At 60.0% G+C, this 19,853-nt stretch carries 19 protein-coding genes; 1 reads left to right on the forward strand and 18 read right to left on the reverse strand.

Annotation, left to right across the window (positions count from 1 at the left end):
- Positions 1 to 211: 211 nt before the first annotated feature.
- The 3 genes from ACTQXI_RS08500 to ACTQXI_RS08510 all read right to left on the reverse strand — a co-directional run bounded on the left by ACTQXI_RS08500 (position 212) and on the right by ACTQXI_RS08510 (position 3,115).
- Positions 212 to 1,612, reverse strand: a complete 1,401-nt coding sequence (locus tag ACTQXI_RS08500) for a phosphoglucomutase/phosphomannomutase family protein (protein ID WP_441548509.1) — start codon at positions 1,610 to 1,612, stop codon at positions 212 to 214.
- A gap of 174 nt (positions 1,613 to 1,786) precedes the next feature.
- The gene (locus tag ACTQXI_RS08505; RefSeq protein WP_427794534.1) at positions 1,787 to 2,680 is read right to left on the reverse strand and encodes a homocysteine S-methyltransferase family protein; all 894 of its coding nucleotides are present in this window, start codon (positions 2,678 to 2,680) and stop codon (positions 1,787 to 1,789) included.
- A gap of 12 nt (positions 2,681 to 2,692) precedes the next feature.
- Positions 2,693 to 3,115 (reverse strand): metal-dependent transcriptional regulator, encoded by a 423-nt coding sequence (locus ACTQXI_RS08510; protein WP_154518396.1) that lies wholly within the window; start codon positions 3,113 to 3,115, stop codon positions 2,693 to 2,695.
- Between the two features lie 87 nt (positions 3,116 to 3,202).
- Here ACTQXI_RS08510 and pepT point away from each other — a divergent pair, with 87 nt between their 5' ends.
- The gene (pepT, locus tag ACTQXI_RS08515; protein ID WP_441548511.1) at positions 3,203 to 4,483 is read left to right on the forward strand and encodes a peptidase T; all 1,281 of its coding nucleotides are present in this window, start codon (positions 3,203 to 3,205) and stop codon (positions 4,481 to 4,483) included.
- A gap of 255 nt (positions 4,484 to 4,738) precedes the next feature.
- Here pepT and ACTQXI_RS08520 read toward each other — a convergent pair whose 3' ends face one another.
- The 15 genes from ACTQXI_RS08520 to ACTQXI_RS08590 all read right to left on the reverse strand — a co-directional run bounded on the left by ACTQXI_RS08520 (position 4,739) and on the right by ACTQXI_RS08590 (position 19,262).
- Positions 4,739 to 5,992, reverse strand: a complete 1,254-nt coding sequence (locus tag ACTQXI_RS08520; protein ID WP_441049244.1) for an LCP family protein — start codon at positions 5,990 to 5,992, stop codon at positions 4,739 to 4,741.
- A gap of 12 nt (positions 5,993 to 6,004) precedes the next feature.
- A complete protein-coding gene (gene murA, locus ACTQXI_RS08525) occupies positions 6,005 to 7,288 on the reverse strand; it encodes a UDP-N-acetylglucosamine 1-carboxyvinyltransferase (protein ID WP_154518387.1) in 1,284 nt (427 codons plus the stop codon).
- A gap of 88 nt (positions 7,289 to 7,376) precedes the next feature.
- Positions 7,377 to 7,769 (reverse strand): ATP synthase F1 subunit epsilon, encoded by a 393-nt coding sequence (gene atpC, locus ACTQXI_RS08530; RefSeq protein WP_441049248.1) that lies wholly within the window; start codon positions 7,767 to 7,769, stop codon positions 7,377 to 7,379.
- A 5-nt stretch (positions 7,770 to 7,774) separates the two neighbouring features.
- Positions 7,775 to 9,229 (reverse strand): F0F1 ATP synthase subunit beta, encoded by a 1,455-nt coding sequence (atpD, locus tag ACTQXI_RS08535; RefSeq protein WP_427727748.1) that lies wholly within the window; start codon positions 9,227 to 9,229, stop codon positions 7,775 to 7,777.
- A complete protein-coding gene (gene atpG, locus ACTQXI_RS08540; RefSeq protein ID WP_441049241.1) occupies positions 9,229 to 10,137 on the reverse strand; it encodes an ATP synthase F1 subunit gamma in 909 nt (302 codons plus the stop codon). The genes atpD and atpG overlap by 1 nt, the downstream gene beginning before the upstream one ends.
- A 5-nt stretch (positions 10,138 to 10,142) precedes the next feature.
- Positions 10,143 to 11,750 (reverse strand): F0F1 ATP synthase subunit alpha, encoded by a 1,608-nt coding sequence (atpA, locus tag ACTQXI_RS08545; protein WP_441049239.1) that lies wholly within the window; start codon positions 11,748 to 11,750, stop codon positions 10,143 to 10,145.
- A 2-nt stretch (positions 11,751 to 11,752) separates the two neighbouring features.
- Positions 11,753 to 12,214, reverse strand: coding sequence for a F0F1 ATP synthase subunit delta (locus ACTQXI_RS08550; protein ID WP_441548510.1), 462 nt, complete (start codon positions 12,212 to 12,214; stop codon positions 11,753 to 11,755).
- Positions 12,215 to 12,221: 7 nt separating this feature from the next.
- Complete coding sequence (gene atpF, locus ACTQXI_RS08555; protein WP_427727741.1) at positions 12,222 to 12,818, reverse strand: F0F1 ATP synthase subunit B; 597 nt, start codon at positions 12,816 to 12,818, stop codon at positions 12,222 to 12,224.
- A gap of 21 nt (positions 12,819 to 12,839) precedes the next feature.
- Positions 12,840 to 13,031 (reverse strand): ATP synthase F0 subunit C, encoded by a 192-nt coding sequence (locus ACTQXI_RS08560; RefSeq protein ID WP_427727739.1) that lies wholly within the window; start codon positions 13,029 to 13,031, stop codon positions 12,840 to 12,842.
- 98 nt (positions 13,032 to 13,129) lie between these two features.
- On the reverse strand, positions 13,130 to 13,927 hold the full coding sequence (atpB, locus tag ACTQXI_RS08565) for a F0F1 ATP synthase subunit A (protein WP_441032000.1): 798 nt from the start codon (positions 13,925 to 13,927) through the stop codon (positions 13,130 to 13,132).
- A gap of 45 nt (positions 13,928 to 13,972) precedes the next feature.
- Complete coding sequence (locus ACTQXI_RS08570; protein ID WP_441031998.1) at positions 13,973 to 14,266, reverse strand: hypothetical protein; 294 nt, start codon at positions 14,264 to 14,266, stop codon at positions 13,973 to 13,975.
- A gap of 468 nt (positions 14,267 to 14,734) precedes the next feature.
- Positions 14,735 to 15,382 carry a uracil phosphoribosyltransferase gene (gene upp / locus ACTQXI_RS08575; RefSeq protein WP_040359658.1) on the reverse strand — a complete coding sequence of 216 codons (648 nt, stop codon included), beginning with the start codon at positions 15,380 to 15,382 and terminating at the stop codon, positions 14,735 to 14,737.
- Between the two features lie 121 nt (positions 15,383 to 15,503).
- Positions 15,504 to 17,045: a glycerol kinase GlpK gene (glpK, locus tag ACTQXI_RS08580; protein WP_441049235.1), complete on the reverse strand. Its 1,542-nt coding sequence runs from the start codon at positions 17,043 to 17,045 to the stop codon at positions 15,504 to 15,506.
- Positions 16,999 to 17,802, reverse strand: coding sequence for an L-threonylcarbamoyladenylate synthase (locus ACTQXI_RS08585; RefSeq protein WP_427727732.1), 804 nt, complete (start codon positions 17,800 to 17,802; stop codon positions 16,999 to 17,001). The genes glpK and ACTQXI_RS08585 overlap by 47 nt, the downstream gene beginning before the upstream one ends.
- Positions 17,803 to 18,011: 209 nt before the next feature.
- Positions 18,012 to 19,262, reverse strand: a complete 1,251-nt coding sequence (locus ACTQXI_RS08590; RefSeq protein WP_441031993.1) for a N5-glutamine methyltransferase family protein — start codon at positions 19,260 to 19,262, stop codon at positions 18,012 to 18,014.
- Positions 19,263 to 19,853: the final 591 nt, after the last annotated feature.

Below are 19,853 nucleotides of genomic sequence, written 5' to 3' on the forward strand. Positions count from 1 at the left end.
CCTCGCAGTATCCGGTTCTCAAGGTGCACGCCTGCGCCGGTTCCCGGTCCGACCGGGCCGCGCGGCAAGGAGATATATTGCCAGACCGGAGGGGCCCGCGGGGCGGGAATCTGGTTGCACACAACTCCTACACATTTATACCCGCAGCTGACGCTTGCCAGTCGTTACCTACCACTCGCCGAGCATATCTTTATATTGAGCAGCCCCATGGCTAGAGCCGATATGCGCCCCGAGCCAAAGCGCAGCCGGCATCAAGCAACTCGTCGCGCTCCTCCACCGAAAAGCCCTCGGCGTACACTCGCACCACCGGCTCAGTGCCACTCGGGCGAACCAACAGCCAGGTATCATCCTCAAATGCCAAACGCAAGCCGTCCATGTGACTTACGCTCTGCGGCGCCTTGCCGCAAATCGACTTTGGATTCACACCGGGAAGCAGCGTGCGCAGCGACTCGGCATCTTCTGCCTCAAGTCGTAAATCTCGACGGCCATAACTTGTTTTTCCAAAACTCGCCTCGAGCTGATCGACCAGCACGCCCAGCGAAGCCCCCGTCTTTGCCATGAGCTCACACAGGAGTAGGCAAGCGAGAATGCCGTCACGCTCGGGCATATGCGCGGCAATGCCGATGCCACCGGCCTCCTCACCGCCCATAAGCACCCCGTCTTTTTTCATCTCGGCGGCTATATATTTGAAGCCAACCGGTTTTACGGTCACGCGGCAACCGAGTGCCTCGGCAACACGACGTACAAGCGTCGAGCACGATAGATTGACGACGACTCGCCCCTTCAAATTGCGAAACTGAACCAATTCGCCCATTACGAGCGCCATGATCTGATGCGGATGTATATATCTACCGCGCTCGTCGACCGCGCCAATACGGTCAGCATCGCCATCGGTCACCAGGCCGGCACACGCACCGTCTTCGATAACTGCACGCTCGCAGGCATCCACCCACGGCTCTACGGGATCGGGACAGATATCCCCCCAATCCGATGCTTGCCCCACATGAATCTCATGAACCTCAACACCCAGCTCGCGCAGCAAATCGGCAAGATAACCTTGAGCCGCTCCCCCCATGGGGTCGACCACCACGCGCAGATGAGCGGCACGAATGGCATTGGCATCGACAAACGATGCTACCGCTCGCATATAGTCGGGAATGATATCCGCCGTGCGATACTGCTCCTCGAGCCCCAGAGGTTCGGCGGCCATCGTTGCCTCGAGCTCTTCGATGACGTCCTGGCTTGCCGTGGAACCATCGCCCATGCGCAGTTTGAGACAGAGATAGCCCTGCGGATGATGTGAACCGGTCACCATGAGCGCCCCGCACGCCTCGCCATCGTATGCGGCAGCCCACGTGATGGCAGGCGTGGGTACAAAACGGGCCGCGAGCACGGCATCAAGGCCATGGGCTGCAAGCACGCCAGCTGCAAGTTCTGCAAACTCGCGCGCCCGGGGACGGGTGTCATACCCGATATATACCGTCTTGCCGGGATATGTCTTTTGCCAGAGCTCGCCGGCGGCATCAGCGATACGGGCAACATTGTCAGCGTTAAAATCCTCGCCGACGCGAGCGCGCCAGCCATCAGTTCCAAAATGAATTATCGCGCACACACGCAGACACCTCGCAGTGTTTGGATCATGGTACGCAAGTGGTATACCCGCAACGAGCGCCCGGCAAGCCGCCGGCGCACGCATTCACCGTTTAGGCAAAAGCCATCGAGGGCGCATGTAGACAAAAAACCGCCCCGGTCGGGGCGGTACTTCGAATGTGCTTTTCTTCGGACTCTATATATCGAGCGCGTCTGCCATAGCAGCCGTCGTGATCGCCGTGGTTCCGCAACAGCCACCAACCATTGCGGCGCCAGCCCGCTTCCACTCGACGCATGCGCGCGCGAAAGCTTCGGGGTCCTCGTGCCACACAGGCCCATCTTGCGTTTGGACCGGATTTCCCGCATTGGGACGTACAGTAACGGGCGTCGTGGCTATCTTGACCATTCTTGGTACCGCAGCGGTAGCCGCTGTCAGGGTGCAGCAATTGATCCCAACCGAGCTCGCACCGTGCTTCTCGGCATACAAGATGGCACCTTCGATGTTTAGGCCATCACCCAGCAGGTCGCCCTTGTCATCAATAGCAAAGCTCACCAGAACGGGCATGCCATCAGCGGCATCATGGACACCGGCGAGCACGGGCTGCAGATTGCGGATAGACGTGATCGTCTCGACCAGAATCCCGTCGACGCCGGCGTTGAGCAGGGCGGACGCCTGCTCGCGAGCATTTGCGCGAATCTCTCGATACTCGGAAGAATCCTCGACAAACCACTCAATCGCAATAGGCCCCATGGACCCCAGCAATAGCTGGGGATTTGCCTGGCGGGCATCGTCGACCGCCCCGCGATTGACCTCTGCCATAGATGGAGCGATTTCATCGCGATCGAGCGCAAAACCCGATGCCTGGAACGTATTGGTAATAAGCACCTGTGCACCAGCGGCGGCATACAGTCGGTGGATGCGAGAAACCGTCTGCGGTTCGGCGAGGTTCCAAAATGCCGGCGGAATATCGGCGGCACCGTATTCACTCAGCAGCACGCTGCCCATCGGACCCTGTGCCAGCAGCGTCTCGCTGGCAAGTCGGCGCATAAGCTCCTCGCCGCCGAAGCGATTGTAATAACTCGTATCCATATATATGTTTCGCTATTCCTCGATGCTGATTCCCTGCTTTTCGAGATAGGCGAGCCAACGGACCATTGTGTCCTCGGAAAGCGCGTGCTCCATCATGCAGGCCTCGGCATCGGCGCGCTCAAAGTCGACGCCGAGCTCCTGGACCAAAAATGTGCGAATCAGGCGATGGCGATACCAGATAGCCAAACCGACCTCGCGCCCACGGTTGGTCAGGATAACCTTGCCGTAGTGAGACTGCTCGACAAGCTCGGATGCCTTGAGAGCCGAAACCGCCTTGTTGACCGATGCCTTCGAAACGCCAAGGCGCTGTGCGATATCGACCGACCGCACGCCATTAGTCTCCCCATCCTCGCTTTCGATGCGAACCATGCACTCCAAGTAGTCTTCGTTCGCCACCGTTAGATGTAGCTCGCGCGAGCTATTTGTCGTATCCATGAACATCCGTCCCTTCTGCATTCAATGGCTGATTCTACCCCATCCAAGCGTCGCGGTATGCCGCGGCATACCGTGCTAGAGTTCTTGATGCACACGACAACCAAGATTGGAGCGGTCTCTATGGAAAACACCACCACGAACCCCGACGTACTCGAGCGTTTTTTGCGCTACGTCCAGATCAACACACAGTCCGAGGATGCCAACTGTGACCAGGTGCCGTCGAGCACCGTCCAGTTTGATCTTGCCAATGTGCTTGCCGAGGAATTGCGCGAGCTTGGTGCAACCGATGCCCATGTAACCGAAAACGCCTATGTCTGCGCTCACATTCCCGCGAGCGCCGGCTCCGAGAATAAGCCCGCCCTGGGCCTGATCGCGCACCTCGACACCACCGAGGTCGCACCGGGCGCCGGCGTAGCGCCGCACATTGTGCACTACGAGGGCGGCGACCTGGTTTGCGGCATCGTCGACGGCAAGCCCGTATCCATGAGCACCGCCAAGCTCCCCGCCCTCAACAACCTTTTGGGCGAGGACCTGGTTTGCACCGACGGCACCACGCTGCTGGGCGCCGACGATAAGGCCGGTGTCGCCGAGATTATGGCGCTCGTCGCACGCATTGCACGGGACCCCAGCCTGCCCCACCCCACGCTTGGTATTTGTTTCTGCCCGGACGAGGAAATCGGCCACGGTGCCGAGCTGTTGGATATCGAGGACTTTGGCTGTAAGTATGCCTACACAGTCGACGGCGGTCCGGTTGGCGAGCTTGAGTGGGAGTGCTTCAACGCCGCCGAGGCTACCGTTAGCTTTGAGGGCCAGTCCATTCACCCCGGCGACGCCAAGGGCCGCATGGTTAACGCGGGCAATCTGTTCTGCGACTTCAATGCCCTGCTTCCCTACGTGCAGCGTCCGGAATACACCGAGGGCTACGAGGGCTTCTATCACCTCGAGGGCGTTTCTGCCACAGTCGACCATGCCACGGCGCGCTATATCGTCCGTGATCACGATGCCGCCAAGTTCCAGCAGAAGCTCGATCTGATGGATGCTGCCGCCGCGCTGCTCAACCAGCGTCTGGGCGAGGAGCGCGTAACGGTCGAGATCAAGCACCAGTACCGTAACATGGCCGAGATTGTCCGCGACTACCCAGAGCTGATCGAAGTCGCTAAGGAATCCTTCCTTGCCTGCGATGTTGAGCCCCAGGTGCTGCCGATTCGCGGCGGCACCGACGGTGCACAGCTGTCGTTCCGCGGCCTGCCCTGTCCCAACCTTTCGACGGGCGGCTACTGCTACCACGGCGTCAACGAGTTTGTTCCGGTCAGCTCGCTCGTCAAGATGACCGACGTCTTGCAGGAGCTCGTCGCCCGCTTCGCATAAGGAACTCGAATAATCTAGGTAAGCAAAATCGCCCCGTCCTCAAAACCGAGAACGGGGCGATTTTTTGGTGCAAGGGGAGTAGTCGGCATCGCTGGTTGAATCAACGTCAGCGAGCGACGTCCAGGGCGAACAAGTTGGCATGAAAAAGGCAGGACATTGACCTTCTGGTCATGCCCTGCCTTTTGAATGACAAATTGTCGCTCTGGGCGGCGCGCAGCGTCGAGCCGTTGCACGGGCTGGCAAGCCCGCGCAACCCTAGTAGTTGGCTTCGTAACCGTTGCCGTCGCCAGTGGGCTCCTCGTAATAATATGAGCTGTAATCCGAATCGTCCGAATAGCTCGAATCGTCCGAATAGCTCGAATCGCCCGAGCTTTCCGACGAACCGGCCGTACCGTAGGCGTAATCGTCAGAAGTATGGTTGCTCAAATCACCGATTGTGGAGCTGGTTCCGTCGGATAGGCCCATGGTGTTTGGTCCCTTAGGATCCTTGCCGGCATCGACGCGCGCCATCATCTCCTTAAGCTCGTCCTCGTAGACAAAGACATAGCTCTGGCCGTCGATCATGGTGGTTTCATCTGCGTAGGAAGGCAGATTCGCCGAATAGATGCCATCGACATCCATGCCGCGCATAGCATTGACCGTAGACACGATGTCCTGAACGCTCATATCGGTCACAAGCATATCGGACAGCGAATTAACCAGGTCGAAGACCTTCGTAGCATCAAAGTTGTTGAGAATCTGGTTGGCAAGGGCACCAAGCACCTGGCGTTGGTGACGCATGCGCGTATAGTCGCCGTCGGCATAGGTATAGCGGCAACGGGCATAGGTGAGCGCGGTAGCACCGTCCATGTGCTGCTGGCCTGCCGTAATCTTAATGTCCAGATGCTCGGGGTCATCGACATCGTCGGTGGCGTTGATGTCGATACCGCCCACAGAGTCAATCAATGATTGCATACCGTCAAAGCTAACCTCGGCATAGTGGGAAATCTGCACGCCGCACAGCTCATTGACCGCTTGAACCATGGCCTCGGCACCGCCATAGGTATGGCAGGCGTTGACCTTCATGGTTTCGCCGTTATAGACAACCTTGGTATCACGTGGAATGGATATAAGCGTAGCCTGCTTTTGCGTAGGGTCGATGCGCGCCAAGATAATTGAATCGGCGCGATACGTGTCCTCGCCCGGACGACCATCGGTACCCAAAAGAAGCACGTAGAACGGATCCTTGGCCTCATCGGTATCCACCAAGATATGGCGCAGATTGTCGGTAATGACATTGGAATCGCCGAGCTTGCCCATAATTCTGGCGAACCACAGCCCGGCGGCAGTCGTAGCGCTCAACAGCACGCCAAGCACGGCGATAAGCGCAACGCGACGGATTGTCTGGCCGCGGCGGCGCTGACGAGCGCGCTCGGAGTAGCGTGCAACATTATCGCGACTGTAGATCTTGGCCTGTGCGCCGGTTGAAGGTCTTCGAGTATCCGCTAAGGGCTTCTTATTATTAAACATAGGCAACCTGCATTAGTAGATGACGGGATCGGGAACAGTGGCGTGCTCGACGTTTGCACCAAGTGCCTGCAGTTTTTCGACAAACTGCTCATAGCCACGTTTGATGTGATGAATGGCCGAGACCTCGGTAACGCCGTCGGCGATAAGGCCAGCAACGACGAGCGCGGCGCCGCCGCGCAGATCAGGCGAGGTAACCTGTGCACCCGAGAACCCCTTGACGCCATGAATCATGGCGTGATGGCTTTCGATGCGGATATCTGCGCCCATACGGACCAGCTCCGACGCGAACATGAAGCGGTTCTCGAAGATATTCTCGGTAATCACAGAGCTGCCATCAGCGAGAGCGGAAAGCACCATGATCTGCGCCTGCATGTCCGTCGGGAAGCCCGGGAACGGAAGTGTCTGAATATCGACCGGCCTGATGTGCTCGACACGACTCACGTGAACGCCATTCTCGATTCGCTCACACTCGATACCCATGAGCTCCATCTTCTTGAGCACCATGCCCAAGTGAATGGGGCAAAAGCCCGTAACGTCGACACCGCGGTCATCGGCCATCAGGGCACCGGCAACGATAAAGGTGCCGGCCTCGATGCGGTCGCCCACCACGCGATGGGTAACGGGATGCAGCTCGTCCACACCTTCGATGGTCACGACGGGCGTGCCGGCGCCAACAATCTTGGCGCCCATCTCGTTGAGCATATTGGCAAGGTCGACGATCTCGGGCTCGCGAGCCGCATTATCGATAACCGTAGTGCCTTGTGCGCGCACGGCCGCCATGATGAGGTTCTCGGTAGCGCCGACGCTGGCAAATTCAAGCGTAACCGTGGTACCGCGCAACCCCTGAGGAGCGTTGGCATTGATGTAACCGTGTGCAGTGTCGAATTCTACGCCCAGCGCCTCAAGACCCAAGATGTGCATGTCGATCTTACGGGCACCCAGATTGCAGCCACCCGGCATGGCAATCTTGGCACGATGGAAACGGCCCAGCAGGGGACCCATCACGGCCGTGGAGGCGCGCATCTTGGCGACAAGCTCGTAGGGAGCCTCCCAGGAATCAACCTGAGAAGTGTCGATCTCGAGCGTATGCTCATCGAGAACGTCAATCTTGGCGCCCATACCCTTGAGCACCTTGCCCATAACATGGACATCCGAGATATCGGGCACGTTCTGCAGCGTCGTCTTCCCCGGTGCCAGAAGCGTTGCCGCCATGAGTTTGAGTGCAGAGTTCTTTGCACCCGAAACGGGCACGGAGCCTCCGATGGTGTGGCCACCTTCAACACGGATAATATCCAAGGTCTACCCTTTCAAAAAGCATGCCCGGGATGGCTGGGCCACCCCGGGCATGATGTGTTCGCAAATGGTCGAACGCCAAATCGTTTGACTATTGGGCAAGCATGAGCTTACACCATGCGATTTCATTATAGAGGTAGGCGCGGCGTGCATCATCCTCCGACAAATTACCCAGCTTCTCTTCAAAACCTTGAATATCAGCTTTAAGCTTGTCGGCATCGACGGTCGCCAAATCGCAAGCGCGCTCGGCGAGGATAATCACGACATCGTCCGCAACCTGGGCATAGCCGCCGTCCACAGCAAACGTGTGGTCGACGGCGCCCATTTGCTTATCACAAACGCGAACGTAGCCGCGATCGATCGTGCAGATCTCGCTAGCGTGACGCGGAAGAATGCCGAACTCGCCGTCCGTGGAAGGCAGGGCGACAAATGCCGCCTCACCTTCATAGGCGCAGCTCTCCGGACACACGATGCGGATTTGCATAGCCACTACTTCTCCTCCATCTTGGCGGCGCGCTCGCGCACGTCGTCAATCGTGGACGCATAACGGAACGCCTGCTCGGGCAGGTCGTCGCACTCGCCGTCGACAATGGCGGCAAACGAGCGGACCGTGTCCTCGACACGGATGTAGACACCGGGGTTGCCGGTGAACTGCTCGGCGACGTGGAAGGACTGAGACAGGAACTGCTGGAGCTTACGGGCACGGTTGACCGTAAGGCGCTGCTCCTCGGACAGCTCGTCCATACCCAGAATGGCGATGATGTCCTGCAGGTCGGAGTACTCCTGGAGCAGCTCTTGGACTGCGACGGCCACACGATAGTGCTCCTCGCCGACAATCGAGGGATCCAGGGCGTCGGAAGAGGAAGCCAAGGGGTCGATTGCGGGATACAGACCGAGCTCGGCGATGGAACGCGAAAGAACGGTCGTGGCGTCGAGGTGTGTAAACGTCGTGGCGGGAGCCGGGTCGGTCAGGTCGTCTGCAGGGACGTAGACAGCCTGAACGGAGGTGATGGAACCCGTCTTGGTCGAGGTAATGCGCTCCTGGAGGTCGCCCATCTCGGTAGCCAGCGTGGGCTGGTAGCCAACAGCGGACGGCATACGGCCCAGAAGGGCGGAAACCTCGGAACCGGCCTGGGAGAAGCGGAAAATGTTATCGATGAACAGCAGGACGTCCTGGCCACGATCGCGGAAGTACTCAGCGGTGGTGAGGCCGGCCAGACCAATGCGCAGACGCGCTCCAGGCGGCTCGTTCATCTGACCGTAGACCAAGCAGGTCTTATCGATAACGCCAGACTCGCTCATCTCGAGGAACAGGTCGGTACCCTCACGGGTACGCTCGCCAACGCCGGTGAACACCGAGGTGCCGCCATGCTCCTGGGCGAGGTTGTTGATGAGCTCCTGAATCAGAACGGTCTTGCCGACGCCGGCACCGCCAAACAGACCCGTCTTGCCGCCACGGATGTAGGGCTCGAGCAGGTCGACGGCCTTAATGCCGGTCTCGAAGATCTCGGTCTTGGTAGTGAGCTCGTCGAAATGAGGTGCCGGGTGATGGATGGGATAAAACTCATCGATCTGGGGCATGGGCTTGCCATCGACAGGCTGGCCCATAACATTCCAAATGCGGCCGAGGGTCTCGGGGCCGACGGGCATCTTCATGGGTGCGCCGGTGTCGACCGCGACGACGCCGCGCTGCAAGCCGTCGGTCGACGTCATGGCGACGGTACGAACGACACCGCCGGGAAGCTGAGACTCAACCTCCAGGATGGTGCTGATGTGACCCATCGGCGTATCGGCCTCGACCGTGAGCGCGTTGTAGATCGAGGGGACAGCGCCATCGAACTTAACGTCGACAACTGCGCCGATGATACGGACGATACGCCCCTCACCGGCCGTCTGACGTGCCGTGGCCTCCTCGACCGCCGCTTTAACGGTGGTATCTGCCATTAGTGTTCCTCCAATGCTGCGGCTCCGCCCACGATCTCGTTGATCTCCGTGGTAATGGAAGCCTGACGCACGCGGTTATACGTACGGGTAAGAGTCGAGATGATCGACGACGCGTTCTCCGTGGCGGAGTGCATGGCCTTACGGCGCGCACCCTGCTCGGCGGCGGCCGAATCGATCAGCGCCTGGTGAATGACGGTCAGGATGTAGCTGGGGACCAGCTCAGCCAACACATGCTGGGCGCTCGGCACGAACTTGAACGAGGACGAGACGCGCTCGGGGCCCTCGTCTGCGTTCTTGCGCGGGCCATGTGCCATGGCGATCATCTCGGGGTCGAGCGGAAGCAAATGCTCGGTACGAAGAACCTGATCGACGCGGTTGCGAGCGTGATGGTACACGATCTCGACGCGGTCGAGCTGACCCTTGGAGTACTCGTCGCAGATATAGCTCGCGATCATGCGGGCATCCTCGAGGCTCGGGTCGGCCGAGGAACCCTCGAAGTGCATGACCGTGTTGGCACGGCTGCGGAAATACTCGCTCGCCTTGCGACCGCATGCGATGATCTCGCACTCGGCGCCATCATGTGCCCATTCGCGAGCGATTTTCTCGCAGGTGCGCTCAACGTTGACGTTGAAGCCGCCCGCCAGACCGCGATCGGACGTGATCGCGATGATCAGACCGCGCTTGAACTCCTCATGCGTCTTGAGCATGGGGTTGTCGCCGGCAGTCTCTGTATCGCTCGCAACGGTGTGCATGACGTCGGTGAGCGCCTTCTTGTAGGGCTCAGCCTGCGTGGCTCGATCGAGCGCGCGACGGATCTTGGCCGTAGAGACCATCTCCATCGTGCGCGTGATCTGCTTGGTGCTCGTGACCGAGGAGATTCGCTTCTTAATGTCGCGAAGGTTAGCCATAGAGCTTAGTTCTCCTCTGCGCCCTCAGCTGCGCTCGCGGTGGAGGCATGCTTGGAGGCGTACTCGTTCTTGAAATCGGTGATGGCCTGAAGCAGCTGCTCTTTGGTCTCGCCGTCGATCTTGTTGGTACGGACCTTCTGCAGCAAGCCGCCAAAGCCAGCATTCATGTACTCGAGCAGCTCGGCGCGGAACGGCAGCACCTCGGAAAGGGGCAGGTCGTCGATAAAGCCCTCGTTGCCGGCGAACAGCGTAACGATCTGCTCGGCGACGTCGAACGGCTTAAAGCGCGCCTGCTTAAGAAGCTCGGTCATGTGCGCACCGTGGGTAAGCTGCTTTTGGGTGGCTGCATCCAGGTCGGAACCGAACTGGGTAAAACCGGCGAGCTCACGGTAGGCGGCAAGGTCCAGACGGAGGTTGCCGGCGACCTGCTTCATGGCCTTGGTCTGAGCGGAGCCACCGACGCGCGACACCGAGATGCCGACGTCGACTGCCGGGCGCTGGCCCTGGAAGAAGAGCTCGGACTGCAGGTAGATCTGACCATCGGTAATGGAAATGACGTTGGTCGGAATGTAGGCCGAAACGTCGCCGTCCTGGGTCTCGATGACCGGCAGGGCCGTCATGGAGCCGTAGCCGTTCTTCTTGGACATCTTGACGGCACGCTCGAGCAGGCGAGAGTGCAGGTAGAAGATGTCGCCAGGATAGGCCTCGCGTCCGGGCGGACGATGCAGCGTCAGCGACATCTGACGGTAGGCCACAGCCTGCTTGGACAGGTCATCGTAGATGACGAGCACATGGCCGCCGGGGTTGGTCTCGCTGGCGGGCTCGCCGTTCTCGCCGTTGTACATAAAGAACTCGCCGATAGCGGCACCGGCCATAGGGGCGATGTACTGCATAGGGGCCGAGTCGGCAGCGGTAGCCGAGACGATGATGGTGTAGTCGAGTGCGCCGTGCTGGGCGAGGGTCTCACGGATGTTGGCAACCGTAGAGGCCTTCTGGCCGATAGCGACGTAGATGCAGACCATGTCCTTACCGCGCTGGTTGAGGATGGCATCGATCGCGATGGCAGTCTTGCCGGTCTTACGGTCGCCGATGATGAGCTCACGCTGGCCACGGCCGATAGGAACCATGGAGTCGATAGCGAGCAGACCAGTCTGAACCGGCTCGCAGACCGGGGTGCGGTCGATAACGCCGGGGGCCTTGAACTCGATGGGGCGACGGTGCGTGGCGACGATATCGCCCAGGCCGTCGATGGGCTGGCCCAGCGGGTTGACGACGCGACCGAGCATGGCGCGGCTCACGGGAATATCCATGACGCGACCGGTGGTACGGCACTCGTCGCCTTCCTTGATGACGTTGACGGCGCCGAACAGAACAGCACCGACCTCATCGCGGTCGAGGTTCTGGGCAAGGCCGTAGACGGTCTCGCCGCTCTCGGAGCTCTTGAACTCCAAGAGCTCGCCGGCCATGGCGTTGCGCAGTCCCGAGACGCGCGCGATGCCGTCGCCAACCTCGTCAACATGGGAAACCTCTTGCGTGTCGACGGTAGCCGCCAGGCCATCGAGCTTCGCCTGCAGGGCGCGGGCGATGCTTTCGGCATTGAGGGTATCGGACATAACTAGGCTTCACCTCCGTTATTCAAAATCGTGGAACCGAGGGCCTCACGCGCTGCGCGCAGCTGGGTCTTGACGGTAACGTCGCGACGCTGGCCGCGGGCCTCGAGAATCAGACCGCCGATGATGGACGGATCGACCTTCTCGATCAGGAACACCTTGCGCTTTAGATCGGCCTCGCATTTCTCGGTAATCGTGCGGCGCAGCTCGTCATCGAGCGGGACAGCCGTGGTGACGGTGACGCCTACGACGTCCTCGTCGGTCGCGGTTACCATCCGATAAGCCGATGCAATCTGCGGCAGAAGATCGAGCTGGCCGCGCTCGAACACGGTACTGAGGACAGCAAGCACCTCGGGGCTGGCGTTCGCGATGACCTCAAGCTCGTGAAGATCGCGGAACACACGGCCCTCGGCCTTAGCGGCCTCCAGGAGGGTACGTGCATAGGTCTCGAGAACCCTGTTCTCCATGCGGCTGTTAGGCATTCAGGCTACCTGCTTCCTTGATGTAGCGCTCGATCAGACGACGCTGCTCGTCGTCGTTCTCGAGGGCCTCGCCGACAATCTTGGTCGCAACGGAGACGGAAAGATCGGCGATGGAGCCGGCAGCGGCGGCATAGATGGAGTTGCGCTCGTCCTCGGCGTTGGCGTGGGCCTTGGCAATGATGTCCTCGGCCTCCTCGTGAGCCTTGGCGATAATGCGGGCGCGCTCGGACTCGGCGTCCTGACGGGCGGCGGTCACGATGTCGGCAGCCTGACGACGGGCGTCGGTGAGGAGGGCGTCGGACTCCTTGCGGGCCTCGATGGCCTTGCGCTTGGTGGTCTCAGCCTCATCGAGGCTGTCCTTGATGCGCTTGCCGCGCTCTTCCATCGTCTGCAGAATCTGCGGCCAGGCGAACTTGGCCAAAACGATGAAGATGATGAGGAAGGCAATGAGTGCAGGGACGAATTCCGCCATCTTGGGGACGAGGATCTCGGCCTTGTTCTCAGACTCCTCGGCGAATGCCGACACCGGCATGGCGAGCATGGCGCCCGTCAGCGCAGCAGCGACTTTCGCGTGGTTGAAATGCTTCATGGCGACTACCTTCGTGCTCAATTACGAAATCAGCGTAACGACGAAGCCGATCAGGCCCAGAGCCTCGGTGAATGCAGATGCAAGAATGAAGACGGTGAAGGCACGGCCCTGGACCTCAGGCTGACGAGCCATAGCGCCCGTAGCACCGAGTGCTGCAAGACCAATTGCGAGACCGGCACCGATAACGCCGAGACCATATCCGATAACTCCCACGATTCCTCCTTTGTCGTGCGCGTGTGCGCAGGATAAATACCTATGTTGTAGAGGCGCACGCGGGTGCCGCGCCTCCGAACACCAAATAAATGCGACCGCTAGTGGGCGTCAGCCTCAGCGATCTGAATGTACACGGCCTCGAGGACCGTAAAAACGTATGCCTGAACAAAGGCAACGATCAGCTCGACGGCGTAGATTACCAAAAGAATCAAAACCCACGCCACGCTGGGCAGGGCGCCCACGGCGTTCATGGCCGTAAAGTGCTCCAGCATCGGCTGGGCAAAGAGCGTGGCCATGATGGCGAACGAGCCCATGACGATGTGGCCGGCGAACATGTTGCAGAACAGACGGACGGCGAGCGTGACCAGGCGCAGGCACAGCGAGAAGAGCTCGATGACCCACACGAAGACGTTCATGGGGAAGGCGACGCCCGCAGGGGCGAGGCTCTTGAAGTACCCAAAGAAGCCGTGCTTCTTGATACCAAAATAGATGAAGTACACAAACGACACGAGTGCGAGGGCGGCGGTACAGCCGATGGCACCGGTGCCGGGCTTCATGCCGGGGATGAGGCCGATAAAGTTGTTGATCAGGATAAAGAAGAACAGCGAGGCCAAAAACGGGAAGTGCTTCTTCCAGTTGTCGCCAACGACACCCTTGGCGATATCGTCCTGCACGTACTCGATGACCCACTCGACGCCGTTAACGAAGAAGCCCTCGGGGACAACCTTCTGCTTCTTAGTAAACGCGAAAAAGACCACGAACATGACGACAGCGGCGATAAGCAGCCAGAACGAGTACTGCGTCAGGCCCGCGTTAAGGTCACCCACGACCGGAGCCGAGGAGAACTCAGCGACGAGCTCGGCGATCGCGCTGGGTAACTTGGCAAATGCGTCCAAGATTCCACCTTCCCTGTTTGCCCGCACCAAGGTGGGGCAACGCCTTTAATCCTTCATAATCACCATGCAGGCGATCACGATCCAACAAATCAAAAACCCGGCGAGCTCGCCGCACAAAAAGGCGATGAGCGCCACGGGGGCTACCAGGTGCACAATTACGACGCCCATAAAGAGCACCGCAAACGACACCATGATACCCAACATGCCTACCGTCATGTTGGCATCGCGTCGATGCGCCAGCACCGAAGCAAGCGCAAGGTACAACGGCAAAAATGCAACAAGACCGACGACGAATCCCGTTGCGATGAACGGCACGTGGCCTGCCAGCTCAACCGGCATGTGCGTTCCCTTCTCGCGACATATAACCCACATGGAGCCATACCCCGCTCACATCGTCCTAGTATTTTAGGGCGCGTGATTGCAAAATCAATGCACTGTTACCCAACCTTAATCGCGTCTTTAGCCCCTTGGGGTGTCAAACGGACAAAAGGCCGAGCACTGAGGACGAATGGGTCGCGATGGCCGACGAGCGTACTTGACAAACGCCGCCGCACCCGCGTAAGCGCAGCACGACAGCGTTGTTGACTATTGTACGAACCGAATACGCAATGACAAGTGGGAAAACGTAAGTTAATACACAACTGTACATTTTCTTAAGACACTCTTTATACCGTACCTACGGTATAGCGCGTTTTGGGCCCTCGGTGGCTGCGACGACACTCATAAATATGCGTGCAGGCGTCACTCGTACACCCGCACGCACCAATCATGCACGAATGAGCACGTGCAGCTGCCCATGCCTGGCGACTAGAGCGTGCCGTAGATGCGGTCGCCGGCGTCGCCGAGGCCGGGAACGATGTAGGCAGCCTCGTTGAGATGGTCGTCGATGGCGCAGGTATAGATATGCACATCTGGGTCCTTCTCGGTCAGCGACTTGAGGCCCTCGGGGGCCGCGACGATGCACAGCATGCGGATGTCCTTGACACCGCGCTCGCGCAGGTAGCTGATGGCCATCTCGGCCGAACCGCCCGTGGCGAGCATGGGGTCGACAACCAGGCAGATGCGCTGGTCGATATCCTTGGGCATTTTGCAGTAATACTCATGCGGTTCGTGAGTAACCTCGTCGCGCTCCATACCGATGTGTCCCACGCGAGCGGAGGGCACCAGGTCGAGGATGCCGTCGACCATGCCAAGGCCCGCACGCAGGATGGGCACGATGGCGAGTTTCTTGCCGGCGAGCTGTTTGAACGTGGCGGTAGTGATGGGGGTCTCGACCTCGACGTCTTCCATAGGCAGGTCGCGCATGGCCTCGTAGCCGTCAAAAAGCGCGAGTTCGCGCACGAGCTGGCGGAACTGATTGGTGCCGGTGTTTTTGTCGCGCAGGATCGACAGCTTGTGCTGGACGAGCGGATGATCGACAAGCGTCACACGGGACGCATCGTAGGTAACGGTCATGGGTCTTTCCCCTTTCGTTGCGGCCACAAAATGGCCTTGCTGACAAGGCGCGCAGCAATGTTGCCGCTGCACGCCATGCATCAGTTTAGCGGTTTGTTGTATCGAGCATCCCATCGCAGCCCTACTGTGCGGTATTGAGCGAGCGCTTGACCGCATCGCGCCAGCCCGCAAGGTTTTGCTCGCGGCGCTCGGCGGACATGTGGGGAAGGAAGGTCCTAACGATCTGGGCATTTTGCTCCAGCTCTTCTAGGTCTTCCCAATAGCCGACGGCAAGGCCCGCCAAGTACGCGGCACCGATTGCCGTGGTCTCCACCGTCTCGCATTGCAGCACGGGGATATCCAGCAGGTCGGCCTGGAATTGCATGATGAACTCGTTGCGCGACGCGCCGCCATCGACAGACAGGCGTTCGATCGAAAGCCCCACGTCCTGCTCCATGGCGCGCAGCACGTCGTAGCTCTGATATGCCATGGATTCGCAGGCGGCACGTACGATGGTCGCACGGCTCGAGGCGCCGGTCAGACCGCACACGATACCGCGGGCACGCGGGTCCCACCAGGGAGCGCCCAAACCCGCAAAGGCGGGAACGAAGTAGCAGCCCTCGTTGTCGTTAATCGAAGCGGCGAGTTGTGCAGACTCGCTCACGCTCGAGATGATGCCCATGTTGTTGCGAAGCCAGTTCATGGTGGAGCCGGCGGCAAAGATGGAACCCTCGAGTGCATAGCTGATCTTGCCGTCCGCGGCGATACCGATGGTGGAGACCAGACCGTTCTTGGATTCGATGACCTCGTCGCCGGTGTTCATGAGCATAAAGCAACCAGTGCCATAGGTGTTTTTGGTCTGGCCGGGATGGAAACAGCAGTGGCCGAACAGCGACGCCTGCTGGTCGCCCGCCACACCCATGATGGGTGGCATGTTGGTCATGATGTCGCTCGCGACGCGGCCGTAGTCGCCCGAGCTCCAGCGAACCTCGGGCATCATGGAACGCGGAACGTCAAAGAGCGCCAGCAGGTCGTCGTCCCAATCGAGCGTATGGATATTAAAGAGTGCCGTGCGGCTGGCATTGGTGTAGTCGGTGGCAAAGACCTGGCTGCCGGTGAGGTTGTAGATGAGCCAGGTGTCGATGGTGCCAAACATGAGGTCGCCCGCCGCCGCGCTCTCGCGTGCGCCGTCGACGTTGTCGAGAATCCACTGCACCTTGGAGGCCGAGAAATACGGGTCGAGCGTAAGCCCCGTGCGGGAGCGCACCAGCTCTTCTGCGCCCTGCTCAACCAAATTATCGATCAGAGACGCGGTGCGACGGCACTGCCATACGATGGCGTTATAGATGGGCTGGCCGCTCACGCGGTCCCAGACCACCGTGGTCTCACGCTGATTGGAGATACCGATGGCGGCGATGCGATCGGAATGAATCCCGCTCTTAAACTGAACCTCCATCATGACCGCAATCTGGCTGGCAAGGACCGCCATGGGGTCTTGCTCCACCCAGCCGGGACGCGGGAAGCTGGTTTTGACGCTGCGGCGCGCTTGGGCGACGATGCAGCCGTACTCGTCGACGATGGTCGCAAGTACCGAGGTGGTGCCGCAGTCGAGCGCCATGATGTAGGAACCGCCAAAGTCAAACGAGGCATCTTCCATGCCCAGGCTGCCCAGATTCAACGACATCGCTTACACCTTTCTGTTGCATCGGGTCGGACAGGACCCGCTCAATCTCTGACGCGGGAAGTGCGCCTTGGCGCAGGATCTGGAGCCCGCCGTGCTGGAACGACACGATGGTCGAAGCGTCGCGGCACGGCGTCTCGCCCGCGTCGACGGCCACGTCGACCCCTTCTAGAATGCGGTCTTCAACGTCGGCAAAGCTTGCCGGCGCGGGCGCGCCGTGTGTATTGGCGCTCGTACAGGCAAGTGGGCTGCCGCAGGTGCGAATGAGCGCCTGTACCACGGGCGATGCCGACGCGCGAAGAGCCACCGTGTCGTCGGCGGCACGCATAAAGGTCGGCACGCAGGGAGCCGCCTTGACCACAATAGTCAGGGCGCCCGGCCAGCATCGTCGGGCAAGTATGCGTGCCTCTTCTGGGATATCCACGCCGTAGCGGTCGAGGGCCTCGGCATCATCGACCAGCCAGGCGACCGTTTGGGTGAGCTCGCGCTGCTTGAGGGTAAAGATGCGACGGTAGCCGGTACCGAGCGCGGGCACCGCGGCGCCGTTGACGGCAGCCTGCGGATCGCGCGGCCACGGCAGAGATTCGCTTGTATCTTGGGGCACGGCGTCCGAGAAGGCGTTGACTGCCACAGCGACGCCATAGACGGTCTCGGTTGGGATCAGGGCCAGGCCGCCACGGCCGAGCACCTCGGCCGTACGCTCGACGGCGAGCCGATGCGGCTCGCGCGCTCCCTCGAATACCCGATAGACCGTCTGCATGTGTATGCCAGCCCCTTACACTCTGGTGAAAGTTTGTTTACTGAGGGGCATTCTCGCACGAAACGTTTAACCTATTTGTCCACAGCGCATGTTGGTTTGGTGAGCGGCTATAGCAGTCGGTGAAAGTGAAGGGTAATTGAGCCGTGACAAGCCTCTTTACATTTCCGGCGCAGCGCTCCCGCCGCCGCGCCGCCAATACGCTTCGTACTTTACTGACGTTGTTTGGGCTCGGTGACGATAGCTCGAACGATGCGGGGACGATCGGTGAGGTCACGGACGATGCGTACGTCCGAAAGGCCCGCCTGGCGGCAGAGCTCGGCCGCGGCGTCGAGGGCGCCCTCATAGAGCTCGCAGGCAAACAGGCCGCCGGCGCGCAGCATATAGGGCGCCGCATTGAGCAGGCGGCGGAAGATATCAAGGCCATCGGCGCCGCCCTCGAGCGCCAAATCGGGCTCAAAGTCCTTGACCTCGTGCGGCAGCGAGCGCATGACGTCAGTCGGGATATAAGGCGGGTTGGAAACGAGCACGTCGAAGGTGCCCCACTCCTCGCGGGGGATAGAGCTCACCAGGTTCGTGAGGCTGAAGGCGACCTCATCGGACGTCAGCCCGAGTGCATCGCGGTTTTTGGTGGCCAGGTCGATGGCGCGCGGCTCGATATCGGTAGCGGTGCAGGCGACATGGCCGCGACGCTCCCAAGCAAGGGAGAGCGAGATGCAGCCCGTGCCGCAACCGACCTCGAGAACACGGGCAATGCGGGGGTCGGCAGGCACAGACGCGGCTGCATCCTGCACTAGGGCCGTCTCTTGTTCGACGCCTTCGATGGCAATGCCGTATTCGTCGAGCTCGGGCTCAGCGACTTCCGCGGTCTCGGCCTCAGCTGCCTGCGCGGCGGCTTCCTCGGCCTCACGATCGGCCAGCTCCTCGGCATAAGCTCGGCTGCCCAGCACGTCTCCGCCCAACGCTGCCTCATCGGCAGCCGTGAGGTTGGCGGCACGGCGCTCGGCAGTCGCGCGTTCGTCAGCCAATGCGACTTCGGCTTTACGCGCCTGCTCGACCTCGTCGTTCCATGGCAACTCTACGCGCTGGCGGGTGGCAGCCTCGGGGCTCAGAACCTCGGCATCCAGATAATTGAGGACTTCCTCGACGAGCATCTCGGTCTCGGGACGTGGAATGAGCACGCCGGGGGCGCACGCGACGTCGATCATGCGGAACTGCGTGCTGCCGGTGATGTACTGCAGCGGCTCGCCCTTGGCGCGACGGACAACCGCCGCGTGCATGGTCTCGAGCTGCGCTGCATCGAGCGTGTCGTCCATACGCATATATAAGTCGATGCGCGCTAGGCCCGTGGCTGCGCACAACAGCCACTCGGCAGAAAGACGGGGGTGCTCTTCGCCGCGCTCGGCTAGGTACTCCTTGGTCCACTCGAGACAACGCCTGATGGTCCAGATCTCGTTTGCCATGGGTCCTCCCCTCTTAAGCGCCGGGCGGCGCGCGAATGTCGGAGCAGATTGTACGCGAGGGCGGCACGCGGCGAGAGACGATTGGAAGCGATTATCGAGAATCAGCCCAGAATTTTGCTTGGAGCCTACCTAGAGTGTTCATTCGTCGACGTCTAAATCTGTATCCGTCAAGCTTTTGGCAAGGTTGCCCCAAAACTGACCAATATCTAACCAAGAACTTGCCAAATCACTTGACGTGCGACGCACCAAAAAGGGCCCCGCGACTTCTTGGACGATTTTTCGAGCAATATTTTCAATAGCAGATGAAGGTTATTAATTAGTTTAAGCAGGTAGACAGATTAATTTCCAACAAAGCAGATTAAATAAACTCGAAAAGTAATTTACCCAACCTAGTCATTTAAGAACGTCCCCAATGACTACCTCTGAGGCGCCGCAGGTTGAGCATAAGTCCCCAATGACTACCCGCCGCAGGTAGAGGACGGACAGACACTATGACCCAATCCGAGGGCACTAAAAAGATAGGAGCCCCCGCTCGTGACCGCGGGTCGGGGCTGCGACAATGATGTTGAAGTGCCATAGGCGCAGCCGCGC

The sequence above is a fragment of the Collinsella sp. LCP19S3_C9 genome, from assembly GCF_052121575.1.
Classification (GTDB): domain Bacteria; phylum Actinomycetota; class Coriobacteriia; order Coriobacteriales; family Coriobacteriaceae; genus Collinsella.